Genomic DNA, 19,520 nt, shown 5'->3' with positions numbered 1-19,520 from the left:
GGACTTGCGAACGCCGGGTACGGTTGCTTCGCCTCCAGGGGGCGCGGAATTCGCCGCAACGGGTGCACCAGTTGGGGCTGGCCCGGTGGCAAGGGCTCGGGGAAGCACGGCTATAACCGAGGTCGACACCGCAGGTGGGCAACGAACTGTTCTCTCCGTCCGACCGGTGAGACAGGGGCCACCCCTGGCCCGGAGCCCCCGGGCCAGGGGTGGGGCCAGGGCTCTCCGGCCTATGACAGGAAGGTATGCGTGGTGGAGGGCAATCGCACTCTGAGAATTCTTCAAACGCTCAGCTATTCGACAGGGGTCATCATCTCGTGGACCTTTCTGTCGGACAGCTGGATGTTCGTATTTCCCATCCTGGCGGCAGGCGTGATCAGCGGTGTAGTGCTGCCTCATGCGCTTCGCCGGATCCGCGCCACGGAGCAGACGCGACGGGCCCGATCACCTCGCACCCCCCGGTGAACTGCGTTGATTCATCCTCCTGGTGAGTCGGTGGAGGTAACCTGAGCCCCTGTGAATGGTGCTGCCCGGAGATGTTCATGCATCTCTGGGCAGCACCTGCCGCTTGTGGACGAGAGGGGAGCTCTCCTGTGGTGAAAAATCTGGTGCGGGGAATTGTTCTGCTGAGCGCTCTCGCGCTGCTCGGTGTATCCACTTTCATCGTGTCCGGATTTCTGGGTATTCCGGACAGGATTCAGGTACCCGTGGTCGGGTATGTGTTGGCGGCTGTGTTTCTGGCCTGGTATTTCCGCCGGAAGTGGAACCGGTCTCGCGGTCCGGCGGAACGAAGGTCGGTCGACTGAGGGTTCGTCGGATCGAGGTCGGAGGAGGAGAGTTCGCGGTGGGCCATGAGCGCACTGTCAGAGGGGCACGTAGCTCTCCATTCGACGGCGATGTTCGTCATGTTCATCTCCATGGACGGGTGGCTCCGCATTGTGCTGCCCCTGGTGGCGGGTGTCCTCGGTCCGTCCTGCTGCCTCGTGTGTATTTCTGGATGGCCGTCACCGGGAAGACGGCCGTCACCGGGACGGGGGAGCCTTGCCGGTGGAACCTCCGCCACCCCCGCACCCCTGCTGACCCCCACTGACCTGCGGTGACTCATCTTCCTGGTGGACCGACCCGATCTTTGTGTTTCCCCGAGAGGCGGGGACGCTCCTAGCGTGGATGACGGAAACCACAACGAACGCCGCATAACGACCATCGGCCGTCGACGGTCGATGGACGCGGCCGGAGAGAGGACCGTCACCATGAGCGAGCAGCAGCTGCTGAACGGCAAGACCGCGGTCGTCGCCGGAGGGGCCAAGAACCTCGGCGGCCTCATCAGCCGGAGCCTGGCCGAGGCCGGGGCCAACGTCGTCGTGCACTACCACGGGGAGAACACCGCCACCGATGCCGAGAAGACGGCGGACGCGGTACGGCGCGCGGGTGCCCAGGCCCTCGTCGTACGGGAGGACCTCACCCGGGTCGACGGCGTGCGCAGCCTCTTCGACCAGGCGCTGGACGCCTTCGGCGGGGTGGACGTGGCCGTGAACACCACCGGCATGGTCCTCCGCAAGCCGATCGCGGAGACCTCCGAGGAGGAGTACGACCGCATGTTCGCGATCAACTCCAAGGCGGCGTACTTCTTCCTCCAGGAGGCCGGTGCCCGGCTCAACGACGGCGGCCGGATCGTCAGCCTCGTGACCTCCCTGCTCGCCGCCTTCACCGACGGGTACGCCACCTACGCGGGCGCCAAGGCCCCGCTGGAGCACTTCACCCGGGCGGCGGCCAAGGAGTTCGCCCCGCGCGGGATCGCGGTGAACAATGTGGCCCCGGGGCCGATGGACACGCCGTTCTTCTACCCGCAGGAGACGCCGGAGCGGGTGGAGTTCCACAAGTCGCAGGCCATGGGCGGCCGGCTGACGGAGATCGAGGACATCGCGCCGCTGGTGAAGTTCCTGGTCACCGAGGGCGGTTGGATCACCGGGCAGACCATCTTCGCCAACGGCGGTTACACGGTCCGCTGACCCCGATCGGGTTGATGACCGGTGGATGACCGGGTGTACGGGAGGAACGCGTGACCCTGGACCTGCACAAGCTGGAACACCTCGTCGCCGTGGCCGAGGAGGGCGGGTTCACCCGGGCGGCCGAACGGCTGCACCTCAGCCAGCAGGCGCTGAGCACCTCGATCCGCACCCTTGAGCGGTACGTCGGGGTCCAGCTCCTGGTCCGGGGCCACCAGCACGTCGCCCCCACCCCCGCCGGGCAGGCCCTCATCGACGACGCCCGTGCGCTCCAGGCCCAGGCCCACGCCGCCCTGGAGCGCTCCCGGCGCATCGGCCGGGGCCAGGCCGGGCACCTGCGCATCGGCCACACCCCGGCGGTCACGGCGGAGGAGGTGGTGGACCTGCTGACCCGGGCCCGTACGGAGGAGCAGGGCATACAGGCCCACGTGCGCCAGCTCTTCCCCGACGAGCTGCGCGACCAACTCCTCACCGGCGCCTGCGACCTGGGGCTCAGCCGGTCCATGCCCGCCGACCCGGGCCTCACCCGCGCCCGGATCGCCGAACACCGTCTCCGGGTCGCCGTCCCCGCCGGCCACCGGCTCGCCGCCCGACCCGCCGTGGCCCTGGCGGACCTGAACGGGGAGCCGCTGACGGTGTGGGGCGAGTCCGGCTCGTCCGCGTACACGGACCTGCTGATCGGCCTGTGCCGCCAGGCGGGCGTGGAGCCCGACACCCGGCGCAACCCCGTGCAGGGCACCCCGCCCGTCACCGCCGTCAGCGCGACCGGCCGCATCGCCTTCGTGACCACGCCCGCGGGCCCGGCGGCGGGCGGCGCGGCCCACGTCATCGACCTGGACCCGCCGGTCCATGTACCGGTCCACGCCCTGTGGCCCGCGCACACGACCTGCCGGGACCGGGATGTGTTCCTCAGCCGGGCGGGGGAGCTGTTCGGCGGGGGCGGTAGGTGACGCACTGAACGCGTAGTCACCCCAAAGCGCTTTTTATGGGTTGATAAGAAGAAGGTGGCTATCGGGGCCGTCGGAGGGTCGAGAGGCTGGTGATCTCTCACCTTTCGAAGGAATCGGTAGTTCCATGAAACGTCGACACATCGCCCTGCTGGCCGCCGCGTCGGTGGCCACCCCGGTACTCCTGGGAGGCACCCCGGCTCTGGCCGCGACAAAGAGCGCGCAGGCCCTCTCCGTAAGGAGTGCGCAGACCCCCTCCGTCCGCGGCGAGGCGGGCGGGCCATCGAGGGACGGCCGCCGGGTCGAGGTCAAGCAACCTCTGGTGACCAGGCTCAAAGGGGTACCCGAGACATTTGTGGCGGGCGGTGCCTGGGAGGAGTTCGACCTGGTGCTGGACAACCTCTCGCAGGGAGAGATCTTCGACTTCATCTCGGACATGCAGGTGATCACCATCTTTCCCGATCCGGCCCTTCACCCGTCGCACATGAGCGTCCAGGCGCGGTCAGGCGGTTCATGGGTCGATGTCAAGCTGGTGGACATGGGGCTGCGGGACGTGCATGCGGAGCTCCCTGTCCGCCCCATGGTGTTGCCGCCGGGGAAGACCGTCATCCGGCTGAGAATGAAGTTCTCCGCCGACGCCCCGTCGGTCGGGTTGTTCCTCGGCCCCCAGCCCGATGAGGACCATGCCACCGGCGACGAGGACTACTGGGTGGCCACGCGGATCGTCCACCGCGATGCCCCGAGCCCGGATCCGTCCACGGAGCCTGACCCGGATCCGTCCACGGAGCCCGGCCCTGATCCGGATCCGTCCACCGGCCCCGGGCCCGACCCGTCCGCTGACCCGGACCCGTCCGCCGATCCGGAGCCGTCTACGGACCCCGAGCCGTCTACGGACCCGGACCCCGACCCTGACCCGTCCACGGACCCCGGCTCCGGTCCCTCCGCCACTCCTGATCCCGCTGCCTCCGCACACCCTCTGCCCGCCCCGGAGCCCACCGGGAGCGACTCCGCGCTCTCCGGCGGTGCCGGTCAGGCGGCGGCGTCCGGTACGGCGGGCGGTGGGCTTGCCCATACGGGGAGCAGCGCCGCGACGAAGTGGGCTCTCGGCGCAGGCGGGACGCTGATCGTCCTGGGAGCCGGTCTCGTCGTCGCCGGACGCGAGGCCAGGAGGCGGCGCGCCCACTAGGTGAATGCGCCCGCCGGGCGCAGCCCCCCTGTCCCGGCCCAGCCCGGGCAGCACCGCCTCCGCGCCTGCACCCGCGGAGGGCATGCAGTCCCAGGGCCGTGGCGGTCCCCCGGCCGACAGGGCCCGGCGGGTGGCCGGGCCCGAAGGACCGGCCGTCGCCCGACATGCGGTGGCGGGCCGGCCGACAGAGACTCGGAACGGATCTCCGGGGGCGCCCGTCCCCGGTCGGCAGAGGAGGAGCGCAGCACCATGACCACATCGATCAGCGACCCGGTGGTGGAGAAGTTCGTCGCCGCCGTCAACGCGGGCGACGAGACCGCCTTCACCGCCGTCCTCACCGAGGACGCCACGATGTCCGACGACGGCAGCGAACGGGATCTGGCGGCCTGGACGGAGAAGGAGATCTTCTCCCCGAAGGCGAACGGCCGCATGAAGGTCGTCGATGCCTCGGACGACGGCCGCACACTCGTCGTCGACTACACGAACGACACCTGGGGCACGATGCGGACGCGCTGGGTCTTCACGGTCACCGGCGACCGCATCAGCCGCTTCGAGACGGGCCAGGCACCGGCCTGAGAGAGCCTGCGAGAGTCTGAGTGGTCTGAGTGGTCTGAGTGGTCTGGGCGGCCTGAGCCGGGTCGGGCGCGTCGTCACCCGTCCCGCAGCCACGGCCGCAGCTTCTCCGGGTTACGGATCACCCAGATCCGGGTCACGCGGCCGTCGTCGGCGAGATCGAACGAGGCCACGGTCCTGACGGTCCCGGCGTGCCGGGCCACCAGCCCCGGCGCCCCGTTGACCGACCGCTCCAGCAGTTCGAGCCCGGGCGCCTTGTCCGCGATGGCGGCCATGTACTGGGCGATGCGCGCACCGCCCTCGATCGGGCGCAGGGCCGTACCGACGAGGCCGCCACCGTCGGCGGTCATCACGGCGTCCGGGTCGAGGAGGCCGACGAGGGCCGCGATGTCCTTGGCCACCCAGGCCTCCTTGACCCGCCGCCCGGCGTCGGCCCGTACGGCCACGGCCAAAGACCTCACCAGTTCGACGACACGGGCGGGGGAAAGGTAGGGCCAGGCGGTCTCCGCCGGACTGCTGTTCACGACGGGGTACGGCGGGCTGCACAGCGTGGGGGCGCGGGTGATGTACGGGGCGTCGATGCTGTACGTCCTCGCGGCGGTGCCGGCCTGGAAGCCCGGCGGGGGTTCACCCCGGCCGATCCGGTAGGCGACCGGCTTCCTGGTCCTCGCCTCGGTCCAGGTGGCGGTCGGCATCGCGCACATACCGGAGGCCCATCTCCCGCTGGGCGTCCTGATGTTCGGGCTCAGCGTGCTGGCCCTGGCCCTGGCGCTGCCTGCGGGGCGACGCGGCTGAGGTCCGGCGGATCGGCTCCCGTACGTCAGGGCCGGTCGATCCGGTAGAGGTGGTGGGCCGGGTCGTCGACGGGGTTGTCCGGTTCCAGGTCGCCTGAGGCGATCCGCAGCAGCCCAGCCTTCTCCAGCGCCCGCCAGGACGCCCGGTTGGCCGCCACCACGGGCACGAGGACGCAGGAGGCCCGGGGGTGGTCGAGCCAGAGCGACCGGAGGGCCGACCGGATCAGGCGCGGGCCGAGCCCGTGGCCCACCAGCTGCGGGTCACCGATCAGATAGTCGATGGTCATGGCCCCGGCAGGGACCTCGACCAGGGTGGCCACCTCCGTCAGGTACTCGGGGTAGTCGGCCAACCGGCAGTACTGCAACAGGCCGACCGGGGCGCCGTCCAGGTGGGCGAGCAGCACCTCCGCAGGCTCCTCGCGCCGGACGGCCGGCCCGAAGTCCCGCTCCACGGCCTCCGGAGACGTTTCGTGGTTCCACCACCGGGCGACATGCGGCTGCTCCAACCAGGAGGTCAGCAACGGGAAGTCGTCCTCGGTGAGCCTGCGCCACGTGATCATCGTGAATCCCTCCGGACCTCTCTCCAGGTCACTCCAGAGCCTAGCCGCCCCACCCGGTGTCCTGACCGGCCATATCGTGCGCAGGAGCAAGCATCTGTGCTCGACCAGCATGGTTGTCCAGCCGTTCCCCTGTCCGAAACTCGTTTCCGATCGCGTACCTGTGCGTGCCCTGCGTTAATCTCTCGGGGCGCGGGAGCGGAACGCAGAGGGACGGGGGAGCCGTGTCGCATTCGGAGCGCTGGCAGGACATGTTCGGGCTGGCCGACGAGGGGACCGCGATGAGGGTCGCCTCGGCGGCGGCCTCTGCCCCCGGGCCCGGGGCGGCCGGAACCGGGAACCTCAAGCACAGCAAGGGTCCTTGGACCAGCGCCTCCGGCACCGCCGGTGACCTGCGCACCAGGACGGAGACGAGCCGGTCGACTCTCCGGCGCGGCCATGAGGGCGTCGAGGCGGGGGCCGTCGGCCTCAGCTCCGTGACCGCCCTCAAGAGTGTGCTGACGTCCTGGGAGGACCGCCTCCAGTCGGTACGGGACGAGTGCGAGCACCTCAAAGGGGCCCTGCTGACGGTCGCCAAGGAGATGGGGGAGACGGAGGCGGCGGTCGAGGAGTCCTTCAAGGGTGTCCGCGTCACCGGCAGGGCGGACGAGAAGCGATGAAGCGATGACCGGAACCCTCACCTGGCAGCAGTTGCGTGATCTCAAGACCTCTGAGCTGACGGAGGCGGGCGACAAGTGGCACGAGGTCTCGGGCCGCTCGGCCTCCGACCGCGTACGGGTCGACCGCGCGATGACCGCGAAGATCACGGAGACCCAGGAGAGCGACGCGGCGAAGGCGGCTGCCGGCAGACTCCGGCGCCTGAGCCGCAACTTCCAGTACCTCCAGACCGAGTGCGGGCTTGTCCGTACGGCGCTCAACGGACTCGCGGGCGACCTCGTCGGCCCCCAGAACCAGTTGAAGCGGGCCCTGGCGGACGCGGCCGCCCTGAACTTCACCGTCCACGAGGACGGTTCCGTCAGCTACCCGGCCGCCAAGGTCGAGGACCTGACCGGGGCGAAGCAGGAGGCTCCGGGCGGCAGGTCCCAGGGCAGCTCCCGCCTCCCGCTGGAAGCGCCCCCCCTCGGCTCACCGGGGCAGCCGTCGCTGTACCCCGGCTACTCCGGTTCCGGCTTCAGGCCGGTGAACCCGAACGCGGTGAAGGCGCAGGACGTGGCCGACCGTATCGCCCGGGCCGTACGGTCCGCGCGGGAGATCGACGCCCGGTACGCGAAGACCCTCAACGGCCTCAAGGCGGAGAAGGGCCTCGACGTCACGGCGGCCACGCTGAAGGACGTGGCCCGCGACACCGCCGACGTCCGTTCCGCCGCCGGGAAGCACCTTGCCGAGGGCATCCCGCAGGACAAGAGCCCCGCCGAGCGCAAGAAGTGGTGGGACGGCCTGGCCGACGAACAGCGGCAGGAGTACCTGAAGGTCGCACCCGACCTGATCGGGGGCCTGGACGGCATCCCGGCGGCGGTCCGCGACGAGGCGAACCGCACCTACCTTCCGCTCCTCATCGAGGAGATGGAGCACCGGGGCGGCGACGACGTGAAGACCAAGCTCGACGCCCTCCGGATGATCCAGGGCAAGCTGAACGAGCCCAGCCATCCGCCCATGTTCCTCCTGGGCATCGGGAACGAAGGCAACGGGCGCGCGATCGTCTCGTACGGCAACCCCGACACCTCCCGGCATGTCTCGGCGTACGTTCCGGGGTTTGGCACCAAGCTCAACGACGAGTTCGTCAAGGACACGATGAAACGGGCTCAGGACACGGCCAGAGGAGCCCGGCGGGTGGACCCGTCCACGGCCTCGATCATCTGGCTGGGCTACGACGCCCCGCAGAACGCGGACGTGATGTCGAAGGGAGATGCTCAAAGGGGCGCCCCGGCCTACAACGAGTTCATGGCGGGTATCTCGGTGACGAACAAGAACGATGACCCTCATGTGACGGCGATCGGGCACTCGTACGGCTCCCTCACCGTGGGCACGGCGGCCAAGCAGTCGGGTGGCATTCCGGGCGTCGATGATGTGATCCTGCTCGGGAGCCCCGGCGTGGACGCGCAGAAGGCGACGGAACTCGGGGTGGGCAAGGATCACGTGTTCGTCGGTGCCGCCGACAACGACCCGGTCACCCATCTGCCCACGAAGGGCGAGGCGGCGCTCGGCTGGAGGCTCGGAGGACCGGCGGGGGTCAGGGTGGGGCGTGACCTGTTCGACATCGGAAATGATGACCTGTACTTCGGCAAGGATCCGGCCAGCGCGGCCTTCGGAGCTCAGCGCTTCGAGGTCGACGACGGGCCCAGAATGCTCCTGGAGGCCGGGCTGTTCGAGGCCCACTCCCAGTATTTCGATCCGGAGAGGGACCTGGGTTCCGCGACCAATATCGCCAACATTGTGGCCGGACGTCCTGATGCGATCGTGAGGGAGAAGCATCGATGAGGCGCATCACGCCGATCATTCGTCTGCACTTCGCGGTGGTTGCCGCTGGCGCGCTACTGGCTGGATGCGGACTGTGGGGTGGAGCCACAAGCGGAAGAGGGGCGTTGGCTGACATGGATATGCAGGGAGCAGCAGAGCGGGCCGACGAGATGTTCTACGCGACGGTGGGAGCGATCAAGCCGGAGACCGAGTGGGTTCACGATGCCACGACGACTGGTAGTTGTGATGTGACGCGCTACTGGACCGTCATGACAATCATCTCCGAACAGCGCCGGGGCAACTTCCTCGGAGTAGCCGAACGTTTCTGGAAGGCGAACGACTACCGGATCAAGATGGTGAATCCCAGCAAGGACCTTCCCGCGATCATCGCCACGTCCCCGGACGGTTTCGGCATCATGGTCACCTTCGGCTACAAGGGACAGGCCTTCTTCGAGGTCACCAGCCCCTGCGTGGACGAGTCGAAGGTGGCCCCGCCCACGAAGATTGCCAACGGCCGTGCGTATGAGGGCGAGATCCCCACCCCCAACGTCCACTCCGACTTCTGGTCCGCCGAGACCCCGGTACCGGGGCCCACTCCCTCGTCCTGACCTCGGGGGCTCGCTCAGGAGGCGGCGAACTCCACGTCCAAAGCAGGGTGATTCTCCACGTCCTCCGGCATCAGCTGGATCTGGACATGACGCAACTGAGCCGACGACGCGAGATGGTGCAGTTGCGCCGTGCGCACACGTCGGCCTCCGATGGGACGGGTAAGCGCGGTCATCTCTAGCACGAAGCTGATGTCCGGCAGAGGTCTGCGCGAGGGCAGGCTCTGTCGTGCCAACCGGCTGGCCGGCATCTCCTCGATCTCGTCGTCATCGAAAGTCGGGTACTGCCCTGCGAGTACCGCTCGTAGCCCTCGGTCTGGAGCAGACCGGGGCAGGATCGTCAGCGGACGCTCCGAGAAGATCGCGAGGGAGGACCATCGATGAGGCACGTCACACGCACCACTCGTGTGGGCTGTGCGATGGCTGTGGTCGGCGCGCTGCTCGCCGGGTGCGGGCTGCTGGGCGGGGACAAGAACGGGAAGGGAGCGTTGGCAGGCATGGACATGCAGGGAGCGGCGGAGCGCGCGGACGGGATGTTCTACGCGATGGTCGAGGCGATCAAGCCGGAGACCGAATGGGTCCACCGCGCGACGACGAGCGGCAGCTGCGATGTGACGCGCTACTGGACCGTGATGACGATCGTTTCCGAACAGCGCCGGGGCAACTTCCTCGGCGTGGTCGAGCGGTCCTGGAAGGCGAGCGACTACCGGATCAAAATGGTGAATCCAAGTAAGGACATGCCTACGATCATCGCCACGTCCCCGGATGGCTTCGGCATCAGAGTCAGCTTCGGCTACAAGGGACAGGCCTTCTTCGAGGTCACCAGTCCCTGCGTGGACAAGTCGAAGGTCGCCCCGCCCACGAAGGTGGCCAACGGCCGTGCGTACGTGGGCGAGATCCCGACCCCCAACGTCCACTCCGACTTCTGGTCCGCCGAGGCCCCGGTACCGGGGCCCACTCCCTCGTCCTGACCTCGGGGACGTGCTCAGGAGGCGGCGAACTCCACGAAGGACGTCCAGGTGGCGGGGGAGACGGTGAGCGCGGGGACGGTGAGGTCCTTGGAGTCGCGGACGTGGACGGTGTGGGGGCAGGTGGCGACCTCGACGCAGTCGCCGCCCTGGGGGCCGCTGTACGTGGACTTGGACCAGGTGAGCGCCACCTCGATGCAGTTGCCGCCCTCGCTGCCGCTGTAGGTGGACTTGAACCAGTGGAGGCCAGTGCTCATAGTTCCTCTGCCATCTTCTCGATCGTTTCCAGGGTCCTCTCCGGAGTGTAAGCCTGGGCCCGGGTGACGCCATACTGGCCGAACAGGTTGCCCAGCTGGGGTTGTTCGGTGACGAAGAAGCTGCCGCCCTGCCCTTCGATGTAGGCGAGCTGCTGGCGCTTGTCGGTCTCCAGGAGGACGAATGGGCCGTCCAGCGCCGCATGGTCCTCGCGGTACGGGTCCATCAGCTGGATGCGTACGTGCCGGAGTCGCGCCACGTCGGCGAGGTGGTGGAGCTGGGCCTTCATCACGCGGCGACCGCCGATCGGCCGGGTCAGCACGATCATCTCCAGGACGAAGCTGATGTCGGGCAGCGGCCTGCGGGTCAGCAGCTTCTGCCGTTCGAGCCGCGCGGCGACCTTCGCTTCGATCTCGTCGTCGTCATAGGTCGGGTAGTGGATTGTGAAGACCGCCCGTGCGTAGGCCTCCGTCTGGAGTAGACCGGGGATGACCTGATTCTCGTACGCGTGCCGGGCCCACGCCTTCTCCTCTTCCTCCGCGAACGGTGTGAACCAGCCCGGTAGCGGACTGGGCCGCTTCTGCGTCTTCGGCGGCTTCGGTGCCGCGACGATCAGTGCACCTTGTGCACCCAGCACCTCGTCCGCCCGCTGCACGAAGACGCCCTTCGGCGGTCGCGCGCCCCGTTCCACCATCGCCACTTGGGACTTGGAGTAGCCGATCCGCTTGCCCAGCTGCTCCTGCGACAGGCCGGCCCGCTCGCGGAAGTGCCTGAGCAGCAGGCCGAACATCTCGGCGGCTGTCTCGGCCTGATCACTGGAGTGCACGGGGTCACCTCGTCTGTACACCACTGTTCACAACCTGCTTGTGACCCTGGTCACGGTACGTGTCCGCCGCGACGCTGAGCGCATGGAACTTCGAAATTCACTGGATCCGGTGCCGTCCTGGATTCCCGCCTCCGGCCACGCCCTCCGCCACGTGGGCATCTACTTCGACGCCGTACGGGCCATCGGCATGCTCGGGGAGGAAATCGCGTACGAGGTCATGCAGTTCACCGATTTCCATGCCGGGCCTATCGTCCGCTCGGGCGTCGGGGAGCGGAGCATGTACTTCCTGGTGGCGCCCGGTACGGCCGCCGGGCATCGGTGGCCGCCCGGCGTGGAGGCGATGAGCCGGAGTGCGCGCGCAGACGCGTTCGTGGGGGTGCCCGCGCTGGAGGGCGCGACCTGGCCGCTGGACTGGCGGTCGCAGCCCACGGCGGCCGACCCGTTCGTGGATGTGGCGCTGCTCCACGAGATGGCCTGGCTGCGGTCCGGGAGGGTGCGAGGTGAGGGCCTGAACCGGCGGACCTGAGTCATCAGGTTGCGGTACCGTAGACGCGACATCACGCTCTGTGCGTGCGCGCCTACGGGTATGTGCGTGCGTGTATAGGGCGGTCCCCGGCGGTGTAACAGCACCGGCTCGGGGACCTACACCACTAGTGGAAGGCAGTTCCACCCGCGATGATTTCGCATGTTATCCCGCCCTCCGGGGGCTACACGAAGGTCCCCAACAGCCTGGTGCGTCATCCGCGTCTGGGCAGTGACGCGAAGATCCTCATCATGTACGTACAAGGGCTGCCCGAAGGGGATCGTGACAAGGCCCTGAGCGAGCATGCCCGCAAGCTCCAGATCGGCGGGCGGCGGTACCAGAAGGCCAAGGCCGAGTTGATCGAGTCCGGCTATCTCCACGAGCGGCGGGAAGTCGCCTCCGGCGGGCGGTGGCGGACCGTGCAGGTGTTCTCCAACTGCCCGCTGACCGACAATCAGGTCGCACGGCTGCGGGCCGGGGTGCCGGCCGACGGGTACGAGGTGCTGGAAGCCGTCCCTGCTCCGAGTGGGCACTTTCCGACCGTCGGCGCTCCGAGGGCCCGGGTGGTCGGTGGTCTTTTACCCGCGGACGGAGAACCGGGGAAGAACTCATCCCACCCACCCACCGAAGCGCGCGAGGACGTGGACGGCGCGGAGTCGTCGGGGGAGGGCTCCGGCGGGGGCGGTGATGACGCCTCCCGGTCCGCCGAAGTGGTCGCCGCCGAGCGGGTGTTGCTCTCCCTCCGGCATGAGCAGCGCCAACTGCATCTCGGCGTGCGTGAGGCCCGTACGCTCGCCGGGCTCGCCGCAGAGTGGTTGCGGCGGGGCGTCACCGCTGCCGACCTGCGGCGGGCGCTGTGCGGTGGGCTGCCGCCGGACGGGGTCCGGTCGGCGGTGGGGTTCCTGGCGCACCGGCTCCGGGAGAAGCTGCCCGCGGCGCCCGTCGAGGACCCGGCGCCGCCGCCGTTCCTGCCGCCGCCCGAGCTGATCCCCTGCGCCGGGCCGGGGGAGGAGCATCTGTTCCGGCCTCCGGTGCCGTGGGCCACCACCTGCGGGCCGTGCCATCGGGAGGAGCAGCGCGCGTTCTGGGCGGGCATGCGGGAGGGGGCCGGGGAAGCCTCCGAGCCGCTGCCGTGGCGGGAGCGGTTCGCCGCCCTCGCGGAGGGGGAGGCGGACAGTCCCTGACCGCCCTGTTCCCGCCTGCGTACTGTGGCCTGGTGACAGACGGGGGCAGGGACACGGGCAGGCACGAGTGGTGGGAGCGGTTGCCGGTCGGCATCCGCCGCCAGGTCGACGGGTATGTGCTTCAGGACAACCGTATGCAGGCCGTGCGGGTCGTCCACGAGGTGGGGCGCGCCCGTGGGTTGGGGCTCCATGAAGCCCAGATCCTGGTCCACGACCGCTACCTGCACTACGGGGACCGCGTCGCCCGCACCCCCGACAGCCCCCTGGACGTGGAGTCCCTGGCGGCCCGTGCCGCCGGGTGCCCCGGGCGCGTCGTGGCGATCGAGGCGGTGTGGGACGGGGACACCGTTCACGACTGGTTCGTGTGCCTGATGGCGGTCACCGCCGATCCGGTCGGCGAGCGTTGTCTGGCCACCGTCTACTGGGATGCGGCGGTGCGGTACCTCGGGGAGGGGGAGGCTTCGGGGGCCTTCCATCCCTCGGCTGCCGCCGCTGACCGCAGTGGCAGGGCCCTGGCCGCCCGCCTTGCCGTCCCCTTCCACTTCGCGAGTCCGGACACCCCGGATGACCAGGCGCCCCGCTGGCAGGGCTAGAGCGTGTCTCTTTGATCGGTTGGTCTGTTGATCGGATGTGTCCGCCCGAATAGTGATCACCGACGCGATGTGGGGCCGGATGCAGCCGCTGATGCCGACCGATCCGGTCCGTGGTCGGCGGTGGGCCGATCACCGCCGAACCTTGGTAGCCATCGCGTGGAAGTACCGCACTTGCTCGCCCTGGTGGGACCTGCCCGGTGAACTCGGCTCGTTCCAGACCGCCCAAGAACGGCTGATCAGGTGGGCTGTGGACGGCACCTGGCAACGCATCCTTGCCGCGTTCCTGGCAGCGGCCGAGGGTGCTGACGACATCGGCTGGACCGTGTCGGTGGACTCCACCGTCTGCCGGGCTCACCAGCACGCCGCCGGAGCCAGGAAAAAAAAGGGGATCCAGGCCGGGCCGAACCCGACGACCATGCGCTTGGATGCTCCCGCGGCGGCCTGAGCACGAAGGTCCACCTCGCCAGCGACAGCCGTGCACGCCCCCTCGTCCTGGCGTCACCGCAGGTCAGGCGGGTGACGCCCCAGCCTTTGAGACCGTCATGGCCGGCATCCGTGTTCCGCGAAGCGGGCCGGGAAGACCGAGGAGCCGACCCGACACCGTGCTGGCGGACCGTGCGTACTCATCCTGCGCGATCCGAGATCACCTCCGCCTACGTGGAATTCGCGCTGTCATTCCTCAGCCGTCCGACCAGTTCGGCCACCGTCTGCGGCGAGGCCGCGCCGGTGGTCGCCCACCGGCTTTCGACGCTGAGGCGTATCGGCAACGCAACGCGGTCGAGCGATGCATCAACCGGCTGAAGCAGTGGCGTGGCCTGGCCATGCGAACGGACAAGCTCGCCATTGTCGAGTCGGTCCGCGAATGTGTCCACGTGGACAGGCTTCCCTGCGCGTTGCCGCAGGCATCAAGGGGGCGCCGATCAGTGGATCGCCCCATCACGGAGACAGGCCCTGGGCGGTCTCGTTCGGATCACGGCGGGGGCGAGTGATGACGGCGGTTCCCGGGTGGCACCCTGGAGCGATGCGACCTGGAACCGACGCCACTGAGAACGACCTGCGGCTTCTGCTCAATGAGTGGGATCCGATCGGTGTCGCCGACGACGTGCAGGACGAGTACGACTGCCTGCTCGCCCCTCTGCTCCAACGCCTCCGGGGTGGAGCGGACCAGGCGGATATCGGTGCATTCCTACGGCAGGAGTTGGAGGATCACTTCGGTCTCGACCCTTTGGGCCCGCGACCGGACGCGATGGCGGCCCGAGTGATCGACTGGTGGGCAACCGTCGGCAGCGCCGATGGCAGCAGCTGCGTGTAGCCGCTCCTTACGCGTCGCCTGATCGTTTGTTCGGCGTGCCGTCATCGCTCATGTGCGCCCGTTGCCAGATTTCGTTCCAGCTGAACGGGGTCTCCGGCACGAACCGGTGCCGCTGCCCGCACGGGCAGGGCGCCAGCACCCGCGCGCACCCACGGCACAGCTCGACCCAACCGTGCCCGGTCGAGCTCAGCACTCCTGGCCCCTCGTCCCCGCAGGCCGGGCAGCCGCGCGGCTCGGCGCCGTCCAGAATCGCGTTCTGCCGCCGGACGTACTCGGTCAGGCGCAGAGACGGGTGGCGAAACGGGTCCTCGAACCAGGCACGGTCGGGGCTTTCCCACCGGTTCCGCAGCCACCACGGCCGAGGGTCCGGTACGGCCCGCCACCCGGCCCGCTTCTCCGCCCGGCGCTGTGCGGCGTACTCGTCTGCCCGCACGAGCCACAGCACCCGCGCCTCGTGCAGTTCCTCCACCGCCCTCGCCAGCGCGTCCGGGTCCGCCTCCAACCGACGGGGTATCGCGGCGCTGAGCGTGAGGTGGTGGTACGTCGCCCGCAAGCCGTAAGGAGCGAAAACGGTGAGGCAGGTGCGCAGCGCACTGTGCCGTCGGTGGAGGGGGAGCCGGGCGTCGTGCACGCGTGCTCGGTGGGTCAGGAAGCTGGTCACGGTGCAGGCGCCAGGCCCAGTGCCCGTGCCAGGGCGGCGGAGACGGCGGCAGCGTGTGTCGGCAGGTGTTGTTCAGCCCAGGTTTCGGCAAGGCTGAGAAAGTCCTGCAAATCCTGCTGCGCGCCGGTGACGAGCGCCCGTGTCCGGTCTGCTGACAGCTCGGTCACCGGGCTGCTGTCCGCCCCGTGAGCGTCGAGCGTCAACCGGACGATGTCGCCGAGACGTTCGGCCGTCGAGGACGGGTCGTGGCCGAAGGAGGAGCAGCCGGAGCCGTCGAGCACCTCCAACCAGTCGCGCCACGTCTCCAGGCCGTTGCAGCAGCCCGGCTCGACGAAGACGGTGTCGGTGGCGCTGTCGATGACCCGGAAGCCGCCGGCGGCGAACAGATCAGCCATGGTGAGCAGCCCGTGCAGGAAGGCGCCGAGCGGGTCGGTCGGGCACGGCCCGTGCTTCTCCTCCGGCTCGAAGTCGTTGCATTCGGCGATCCGCATGACCGCCGTGCCCACCTCCGCCGGAGTCAGCTTCCCGCTCAGCACGAGGTAGCCGTATGGCTCGTGCTCTCCCACCGGCCAGAGAGCGAAGCCGTCGGCAGCGGAGAGCTCCAGAACAGGTTGCATCACCATCACGTGGGGATGATGCCGGACCCACTGCTGCACCGCCACGGGCTTTCGGCCGGCATCGGACAGCCCGAGGACGCTGTCGGTGAGCCGGGGTCGGCACCGGATGAGGGCGGTCGGTCCAGAGACGACCGCCGCCTCCCTGACCCCGGGGACAGCAGGTCGGGAGGATGCCTTCCGCCTCCCCGCCCACGGGGTCAGCGGGCCGGGAGGATGCCCTCCGCCTGGGCGACGTGGGTGCAGGCCATGGCCGCGGCTGTCATGCCGAGCCGGTCGAGTACGTCGATGGACTCCAGCAGGATGCGGGTGTCGGCGTCCGCCATGGCGTTGCCGCAGCGGTCGCGTTCCGCCAGGTCCTCGGGGGTCGTGGCGGTGCGCAGTGCTGTCACTCGGGCGGCCAGGGCGTCGCGGGAAGCCTCCATGGCGGCGATGGCGCGCACCGCGCGGGCGATGTCCTCATCGGTCAGGTCGTTCATACCCTTCCAGACGGTGCTCGCCCGCCCTCCGTCACGGCGTCGCCCCTGTCTGTGAGGGAGGACACAGCGACACGGCGCCGGGCGCGGCCCCCGGGGGCCGCGCGAACCGACAGGCTCGCCCTCCCCGGCGAGCCGGACGGATGGTCCCGGTCTCGCGCGCGATGATTTTCCCCGGTGCGGGGAGTCCTTGCAGCGTCGTCGTCGACCTCGTGGTCCACAGGGGAGGAACACACGGCTCAGCCGCTGCGGGTCCAGAACTTCACCGTCTCCAGCGACGGGATCGCGGCCGGGGAGGACCAGACCCTGGAACGGCCCTTCGGGCACGTCGAGCCCGGGAAGCTGTTCGCCTGGGCCGGTGCCACGGCGAGCTGGCCCCTGCGGACCGGCCCCGGAGGGAGCCGGGGGCTGGACGACTACTTCACACGGGACTACTCCCGCGGCCTCGGGGCCGAGATCATGGGGCGCAACAAGTTCGGGCCCCAGCGCGGGCCCTGGCCCCAGGACGGGTGGCGCGGCTGGTGGGGCGACGAGCCTCCGTTCCGTACGCCCGTGTTCGTCCTGACCCACCACGAGCGCCCCTCGTTCACGCTCTCCGACACCACGTTCCACTTCGTCGGCGGCGAACCGGCCGACGTCCTCGCCCGGGCCCGGGAGGCGGCCGGGGACAAGGACGTCCGGCTCGGTGGCGGGGTCACCACCATCCGGGAGTTCCTCGACGCCGACCTCGTCGACACGCTGCATGTAGTGGTCTCGCCGGTGGCCTGCGGGTCCGGTCTGCGGCTCTGGGACTCGCCCGACGAACTGCTCGACCGGTTCCATCTGGAGGTCGTGCCCAGCCCGAGCGGGGTGACGCACCACCTGTTCTGGCGGAGGTGACGGCGGGGCGCGTCGTCCGTACGGCGGCGGGGGCGGGGGTACCCGGGCAGGGTGCGGCGGTGCCGCATTGACCTGGGGCATCCGGCGCAAGCAAGATCCCTCGTGTGAAACCTGACATACCTCCGTCGCCCTGGGACCCGCCCGCGTCCTCGCCCCCGCCTCCGTCCTCGTGGCCCACGGCGCCCCACGCCTGGCCCGGCGGGCAGCAGCCGCCCGGGGGCCCGGCCTGGCAGCACGGCGTCGGCCCCGCCCAGCCGCAGGGGTGGCCGCCGCCGCCCGGGAGCGGCTGGCCTCAAGGGGGGCCGGGGCAGCAGGGGTGGTACATGCCGCCCGGTGCTGTCCCGCCGACCGGCCCCGTACGTGCCGAGGCCGGGTCGCGCTACGACCAGCAGGGGCGCAACGGGCAGGGCGGAAGGTTCGGGTGGCTCGGGGAGCTGTCGCTCGTCGTGCTCCTGCTCTTCGTCGCCATCGTGGTGGCCACCGGTGTCGCCGCCGTCCTGGCGGCGGTGCTGGGCGTGGGGCCCGAATCCGCCGACAGCGAGGCCTTCTTCGAGGACCCCGTCGCCGACACGGCCTTCCAGCTCGTCGGCATCGCCATCGGGATACCCGTCGTCCTCTGGGGCGCCCGCTATCTGGGGCGGCGGCCCGCCGGGACCGTCTCATCGGTTCTCGGGCGGCTGCGGTGGAAGTGGCTGGGGCTGTGCGCCGCCGTCGCCGTCCCGATGATCATCGTCCAGTTCGGCATCATGATCGCCTGGACCTGGGGAGAGGAGTCCGCCGAACCGGCCGGGGACGGCTTCCCCGGCTGGACCGCGTTCCTGGTGAGCCTGGCCGTACTCGCGGCACTGGTGCCGTTCCAGGCGGCGGCCGAGGAGTACGTCTTCCGGGGCTGGCTGGTCCAGGTGATCGGGCGGGCCGTACGGTCGCCCTGGCCCGCTGTCGTCATCGCCTCGCTGCTGTTCGCCCTGGCCCACGGGTTCGGTGAACTCTCCGGGTTCATCCTGCTCTTCTACTCGGCCCTGTGGTGGGGGTGGCTGGTCATCCGGACCGGTGGCCTCGAAGCCGTCATCACCATGCACGCCGCCAACAACCTCCTCGCCTTCGGCATCGCCGCCGGATTCGGTGAACTCGCCTCCACCGAGACGGCCGCCGACGCGCCCTGGCAGGCGATGGTCGTCGAGTTCGTCTTCGCGCCGCTGTACTGCCTGGTGATGGCCCGTATCGCGGACCGGCGGGGGGTGGCCCGGGTCAGCCCCGGGGCGCCCGCAGAAGCGGGAGCCCCCGAGGGGCCCGACGCCCTGGGAGCGCCCGAGGGCTCCGAGGTTCCGGCAGCCGTGGGAGCGCCTGGAGTCCCGGCGGTCGCGGGGGGACCTGGAGTCCCGGCGGTCGCGGGGGGACCTGACGCCCCGGCAGCCGTGGGAGGGCCGCCCGACGACGTCCGGACTCCGTCGGCGGCACCGGCCTCCGGCGGTCCCGCCGGAGCCGTGACCGAGGCTGTCCCACCCGCCCCGGATCCGCTGACCGTCCTCACCGGCATGTACGCGGCCGAGGCCGCGTACCTGGCCGCCGACGAGCCCGGCGGGGCTTCCTTCGACTCGCTCGCCGCCTTCTTCGCACCCGACGCCGAGCTGCACCAGGCCGATGCCCTGCCCTACGGCGGTACCTGGCACGGGCACGACGGCCTGGCCCGGTTCTTCCTGGCGATGGGGGAGGTGTGGGAGACGTTCGAGAGGGTGGAGCAGGAGTTCCTGGCCACGGGTGAGACCTCGGTGGTGCTCACCCAGGTCCGGGCTCGGGTCCGTGCCACCGGGCGGGAACTCCGCTTCCCGATCCTTCAGACCATCACCGTCGAGGACGGGCGGATCACCGAGGTCCGCCCGTTCCACTGGGACACCCGGGCGATCGCCGACGCCTGCGCCGAGCCCGGCTAGCGAGTACGTCCCCGCTTCGGGGATGCCCGCCCGGGGGGGGGGGGGGGGGGGGGGGGGGGGGGTAGGGGGGGGGGGGGGGGGGGGGGGGAAGGGGGGGGGGAGGGGGGGGGGGGGGGGAGGGGGGGGGGGGGGCGGAAGGGGTCGAACACGCCGAACAGTGGGTCATCAACACA

General features: G+C 70.0%; 22 protein-coding genes and 4 pseudogenes. 18 read left to right on the top strand and 8 right to left on the bottom strand.

Features of this window, described 5'->3' with window-relative positions; all coding sequences use genetic code 11:
* The first annotated feature begins 593 nt into the window (after positions 1-593).
* From AC0682_RS28040 to AC0682_RS28020, 5 genes are all read left to right on the top strand, one after another.
* The gene (locus AC0682_RS28040) at positions 594-806 is read left to right on the top strand and encodes a hypothetical protein (protein ID WP_478535905.1); all 213 of its coding nucleotides are present in this window, start codon (positions 594-596) and stop codon (positions 804-806) included.
* Between the two features lie 444 nt (positions 807-1,250).
* The gene (locus tag AC0682_RS28035) at positions 1,251-2,009 is read left to right on the top strand and encodes an SDR family oxidoreductase (protein ID WP_478535922.1); all 759 of its coding nucleotides are present in this window, start codon (positions 1,251-1,253) and stop codon (positions 2,007-2,009) included.
* A gap of 50 nt (positions 2,010-2,059) precedes the next feature.
* A complete protein-coding gene (locus AC0682_RS28030) occupies positions 2,060-2,956 on the top strand; it encodes a LysR family transcriptional regulator (RefSeq protein WP_478535904.1) in 897 nt (298 codons plus the stop codon).
* Between the two features lie 124 nt (positions 2,957-3,080).
* Positions 3,081-4,139, top strand: a complete 1,059-nt coding sequence (locus AC0682_RS28025) for a hypothetical protein (RefSeq protein ID WP_478535903.1) — start codon at positions 3,081-3,083, stop codon at positions 4,137-4,139.
* A gap of 249 nt (positions 4,140-4,388) precedes the next feature.
* Positions 4,389-4,715 carry a nuclear transport factor 2 family protein gene (locus AC0682_RS28020; RefSeq protein WP_028416904.1) on the top strand — a complete coding sequence of 109 codons (327 nt, stop codon included), beginning with the start codon at positions 4,389-4,391 and terminating at the stop codon, positions 4,713-4,715.
* Positions 4,716-4,789: 74 nt separating this feature from the next.
* Here AC0682_RS28020 and AC0682_RS28015 read toward each other — a convergent pair.
* Positions 4,790-5,149: pseudogene (locus tag AC0682_RS28015) on the bottom strand (DUF4440 domain-containing protein); the annotation flags it as partial.
* A 58-nt stretch (positions 5,150-5,207) separates the two neighbouring features.
* Here AC0682_RS28015 and AC0682_RS28010 point away from each other — a divergent pair.
* Positions 5,208-5,507, top strand: a pseudogene (locus tag AC0682_RS28010) (hypothetical protein); the annotation flags it as partial.
* A gap of 25 nt (positions 5,508-5,532) precedes the next feature.
* Here AC0682_RS28010 and AC0682_RS28005 read toward each other — a convergent pair.
* Entirely contained in the window at positions 5,533-6,066 is a 534-nt protein-coding gene (locus AC0682_RS28005) for a GNAT family N-acetyltransferase (RefSeq protein WP_478535901.1), read from the bottom strand.
* Between the two features lie 221 nt (positions 6,067-6,287).
* On the opposite strand from AC0682_RS28005, the gene AC0682_RS28000 reads away from it, so the two are divergent.
* The 3 genes from AC0682_RS28000 to AC0682_RS27990 all read left to right on the top strand — a co-directional run bounded on the left by AC0682_RS28000 (position 6,288) and on the right by AC0682_RS27990 (position 9,128).
* Entirely contained in the window at positions 6,288-6,722 is a 435-nt protein-coding gene (locus AC0682_RS28000; protein WP_478535900.1) for a hypothetical protein, read from the top strand.
* 4 nt (positions 6,723-6,726) lie between these two features.
* Entirely contained in the window at positions 6,727-8,541 is a 1,815-nt protein-coding gene (locus AC0682_RS27995) for an alpha/beta hydrolase (RefSeq protein WP_478535899.1), read from the top strand.
* 113 nt (positions 8,542-8,654) lie between these two features.
* The gene (locus AC0682_RS27990; protein WP_478535898.1) at positions 8,655-9,128 is read left to right on the top strand and encodes a hypothetical protein; all 474 of its coding nucleotides are present in this window, start codon (positions 8,655-8,657) and stop codon (positions 9,126-9,128) included.
* Positions 9,129-9,142: 14 nt separating this feature from the next.
* Here the strand turns inward: AC0682_RS27990 and AC0682_RS27985 are convergent, their stop codons facing one another.
* Positions 9,143-9,376: a Scr1 family TA system antitoxin-like transcriptional regulator gene (locus AC0682_RS27985; RefSeq protein WP_478535920.1), complete on the bottom strand. Its 234-nt coding sequence runs from the start codon at positions 9,374-9,376 to the stop codon at positions 9,143-9,145.
* A gap of 129 nt (positions 9,377-9,505) precedes the next feature.
* Here AC0682_RS27985 and AC0682_RS27980 point away from each other — a divergent pair, with 129 nt between their 5' ends.
* A complete protein-coding gene (locus tag AC0682_RS27980) occupies positions 9,506-10,096 on the top strand; it encodes a hypothetical protein (RefSeq protein ID WP_478535897.1) in 591 nt (196 codons plus the stop codon).
* Positions 10,097-10,110: 14 nt separating this feature from the next.
* Here the strand turns inward: AC0682_RS27980 and AC0682_RS27975 are convergent, their stop codons facing one another.
* Both AC0682_RS27975 and AC0682_RS27970 read right to left on the bottom strand, forming a co-directional pair.
* Positions 10,111-10,350 carry a DUF397 domain-containing protein gene (locus tag AC0682_RS27975; protein ID WP_478535896.1) on the bottom strand — a complete coding sequence of 80 codons (240 nt, stop codon included), beginning with the start codon at positions 10,348-10,350 and terminating at the stop codon, positions 10,111-10,113.
* Positions 10,347-11,174, bottom strand: coding sequence for a helix-turn-helix domain-containing protein (locus AC0682_RS27970; RefSeq protein ID WP_478535895.1), 828 nt, complete (start codon positions 11,172-11,174; stop codon positions 10,347-10,349). Before AC0682_RS27970 ends, AC0682_RS27975 begins: the two co-directional genes overlap by 4 nt.
* An 82-nt stretch (positions 11,175-11,256) precedes the next feature.
* On the opposite strand from AC0682_RS27970, the gene AC0682_RS27965 reads away from it, so the two are divergent.
* From AC0682_RS27965 to AC0682_RS27945, 5 genes and pseudogenes are all read left to right on the top strand, one after another.
* On the top strand, positions 11,257-11,700 hold the full coding sequence (locus AC0682_RS27965) for a hypothetical protein (protein ID WP_478535894.1): 444 nt from the start codon (positions 11,257-11,259) through the stop codon (positions 11,698-11,700).
* 149 nt (positions 11,701-11,849) lie between these two features.
* Complete coding sequence (locus AC0682_RS27960; RefSeq protein ID WP_478535892.1) at positions 11,850-12,881, top strand: hypothetical protein; 1,032 nt, start codon at positions 11,850-11,852, stop codon at positions 12,879-12,881.
* Between the two features lie 32 nt (positions 12,882-12,913).
* The gene (locus tag AC0682_RS27955; RefSeq protein ID WP_478535890.1) at positions 12,914-13,474 is read left to right on the top strand and encodes a hypothetical protein; all 561 of its coding nucleotides are present in this window, start codon (positions 12,914-12,916) and stop codon (positions 13,472-13,474) included.
* A 37-nt stretch (positions 13,475-13,511) separates the two neighbouring features.
* Positions 13,512-14,319: pseudogene (locus tag AC0682_RS27950) on the top strand (IS5 family transposase); the annotation flags it as partial.
* A gap of 176 nt (positions 14,320-14,495) precedes the next feature.
* Positions 14,496-14,786, top strand: a complete 291-nt coding sequence (locus tag AC0682_RS27945; RefSeq protein ID WP_478535889.1) for a hypothetical protein — start codon at positions 14,496-14,498, stop codon at positions 14,784-14,786.
* Positions 14,787-14,793: 7 nt separating this feature from the next.
* On the opposite strand, the gene AC0682_RS27940 is transcribed toward AC0682_RS27945, so the two are convergent.
* The 3 genes from AC0682_RS27940 to AC0682_RS27930 all read right to left on the bottom strand — a co-directional run bounded on the left by AC0682_RS27940 (position 14,794) and on the right by AC0682_RS27930 (position 16,540).
* Positions 14,794-15,447 (bottom strand): hypothetical protein, encoded by a 654-nt coding sequence (locus AC0682_RS27940; RefSeq protein ID WP_478535887.1) that lies wholly within the window; start codon positions 15,445-15,447, stop codon positions 14,794-14,796.
* On the bottom strand, positions 15,444-16,070 hold the full coding sequence (locus tag AC0682_RS27935; RefSeq protein WP_478535918.1) for a hypothetical protein: 627 nt from the start codon (positions 16,068-16,070) through the stop codon (positions 15,444-15,446). The genes AC0682_RS27940 and AC0682_RS27935 overlap by 4 nt, the downstream gene beginning before the upstream one ends.
* 191 nt (positions 16,071-16,261) lie before the next feature.
* A complete protein-coding gene (locus tag AC0682_RS27930; RefSeq protein WP_478535886.1) occupies positions 16,262-16,540 on the bottom strand; it encodes a hypothetical protein in 279 nt (92 codons plus the stop codon).
* A gap of 243 nt (positions 16,541-16,783) precedes the next feature.
* Between AC0682_RS27930 and AC0682_RS27925 the strand changes: the two genes are divergently transcribed.
* From AC0682_RS27925 to AC0682_RS27915, 3 genes and pseudogenes are all read left to right on the top strand, one after another.
* Positions 16,784-17,416 (top strand): dihydrofolate reductase family protein, encoded by a 633-nt coding sequence (locus AC0682_RS27925; protein ID WP_478535917.1) that lies wholly within the window; start codon positions 16,784-16,786, stop codon positions 17,414-17,416.
* A gap of 323 nt (positions 17,417-17,739) precedes the next feature.
* Positions 17,740-18,501, top strand: a pseudogene (locus tag AC0682_RS27920) (lysostaphin resistance A-like protein); the annotation flags it as partial.
* Positions 18,502-18,951: 450 nt separating this feature from the next.
* A complete protein-coding gene (locus tag AC0682_RS27915; protein WP_478535915.1) occupies positions 18,952-19,347 on the top strand; it encodes a nuclear transport factor 2 family protein in 396 nt (131 codons plus the stop codon).
* The last annotated feature ends 173 nt before the right edge of the window (positions 19,348-19,520 follow it).

The organism is Streptomyces sp. NPDC043746, assembly GCF_056436485.1.
The sequence above is the reverse complement of the archived record's forward strand: the minus strand, read 5'-3'. Positions and strand labels throughout refer to the sequence as shown.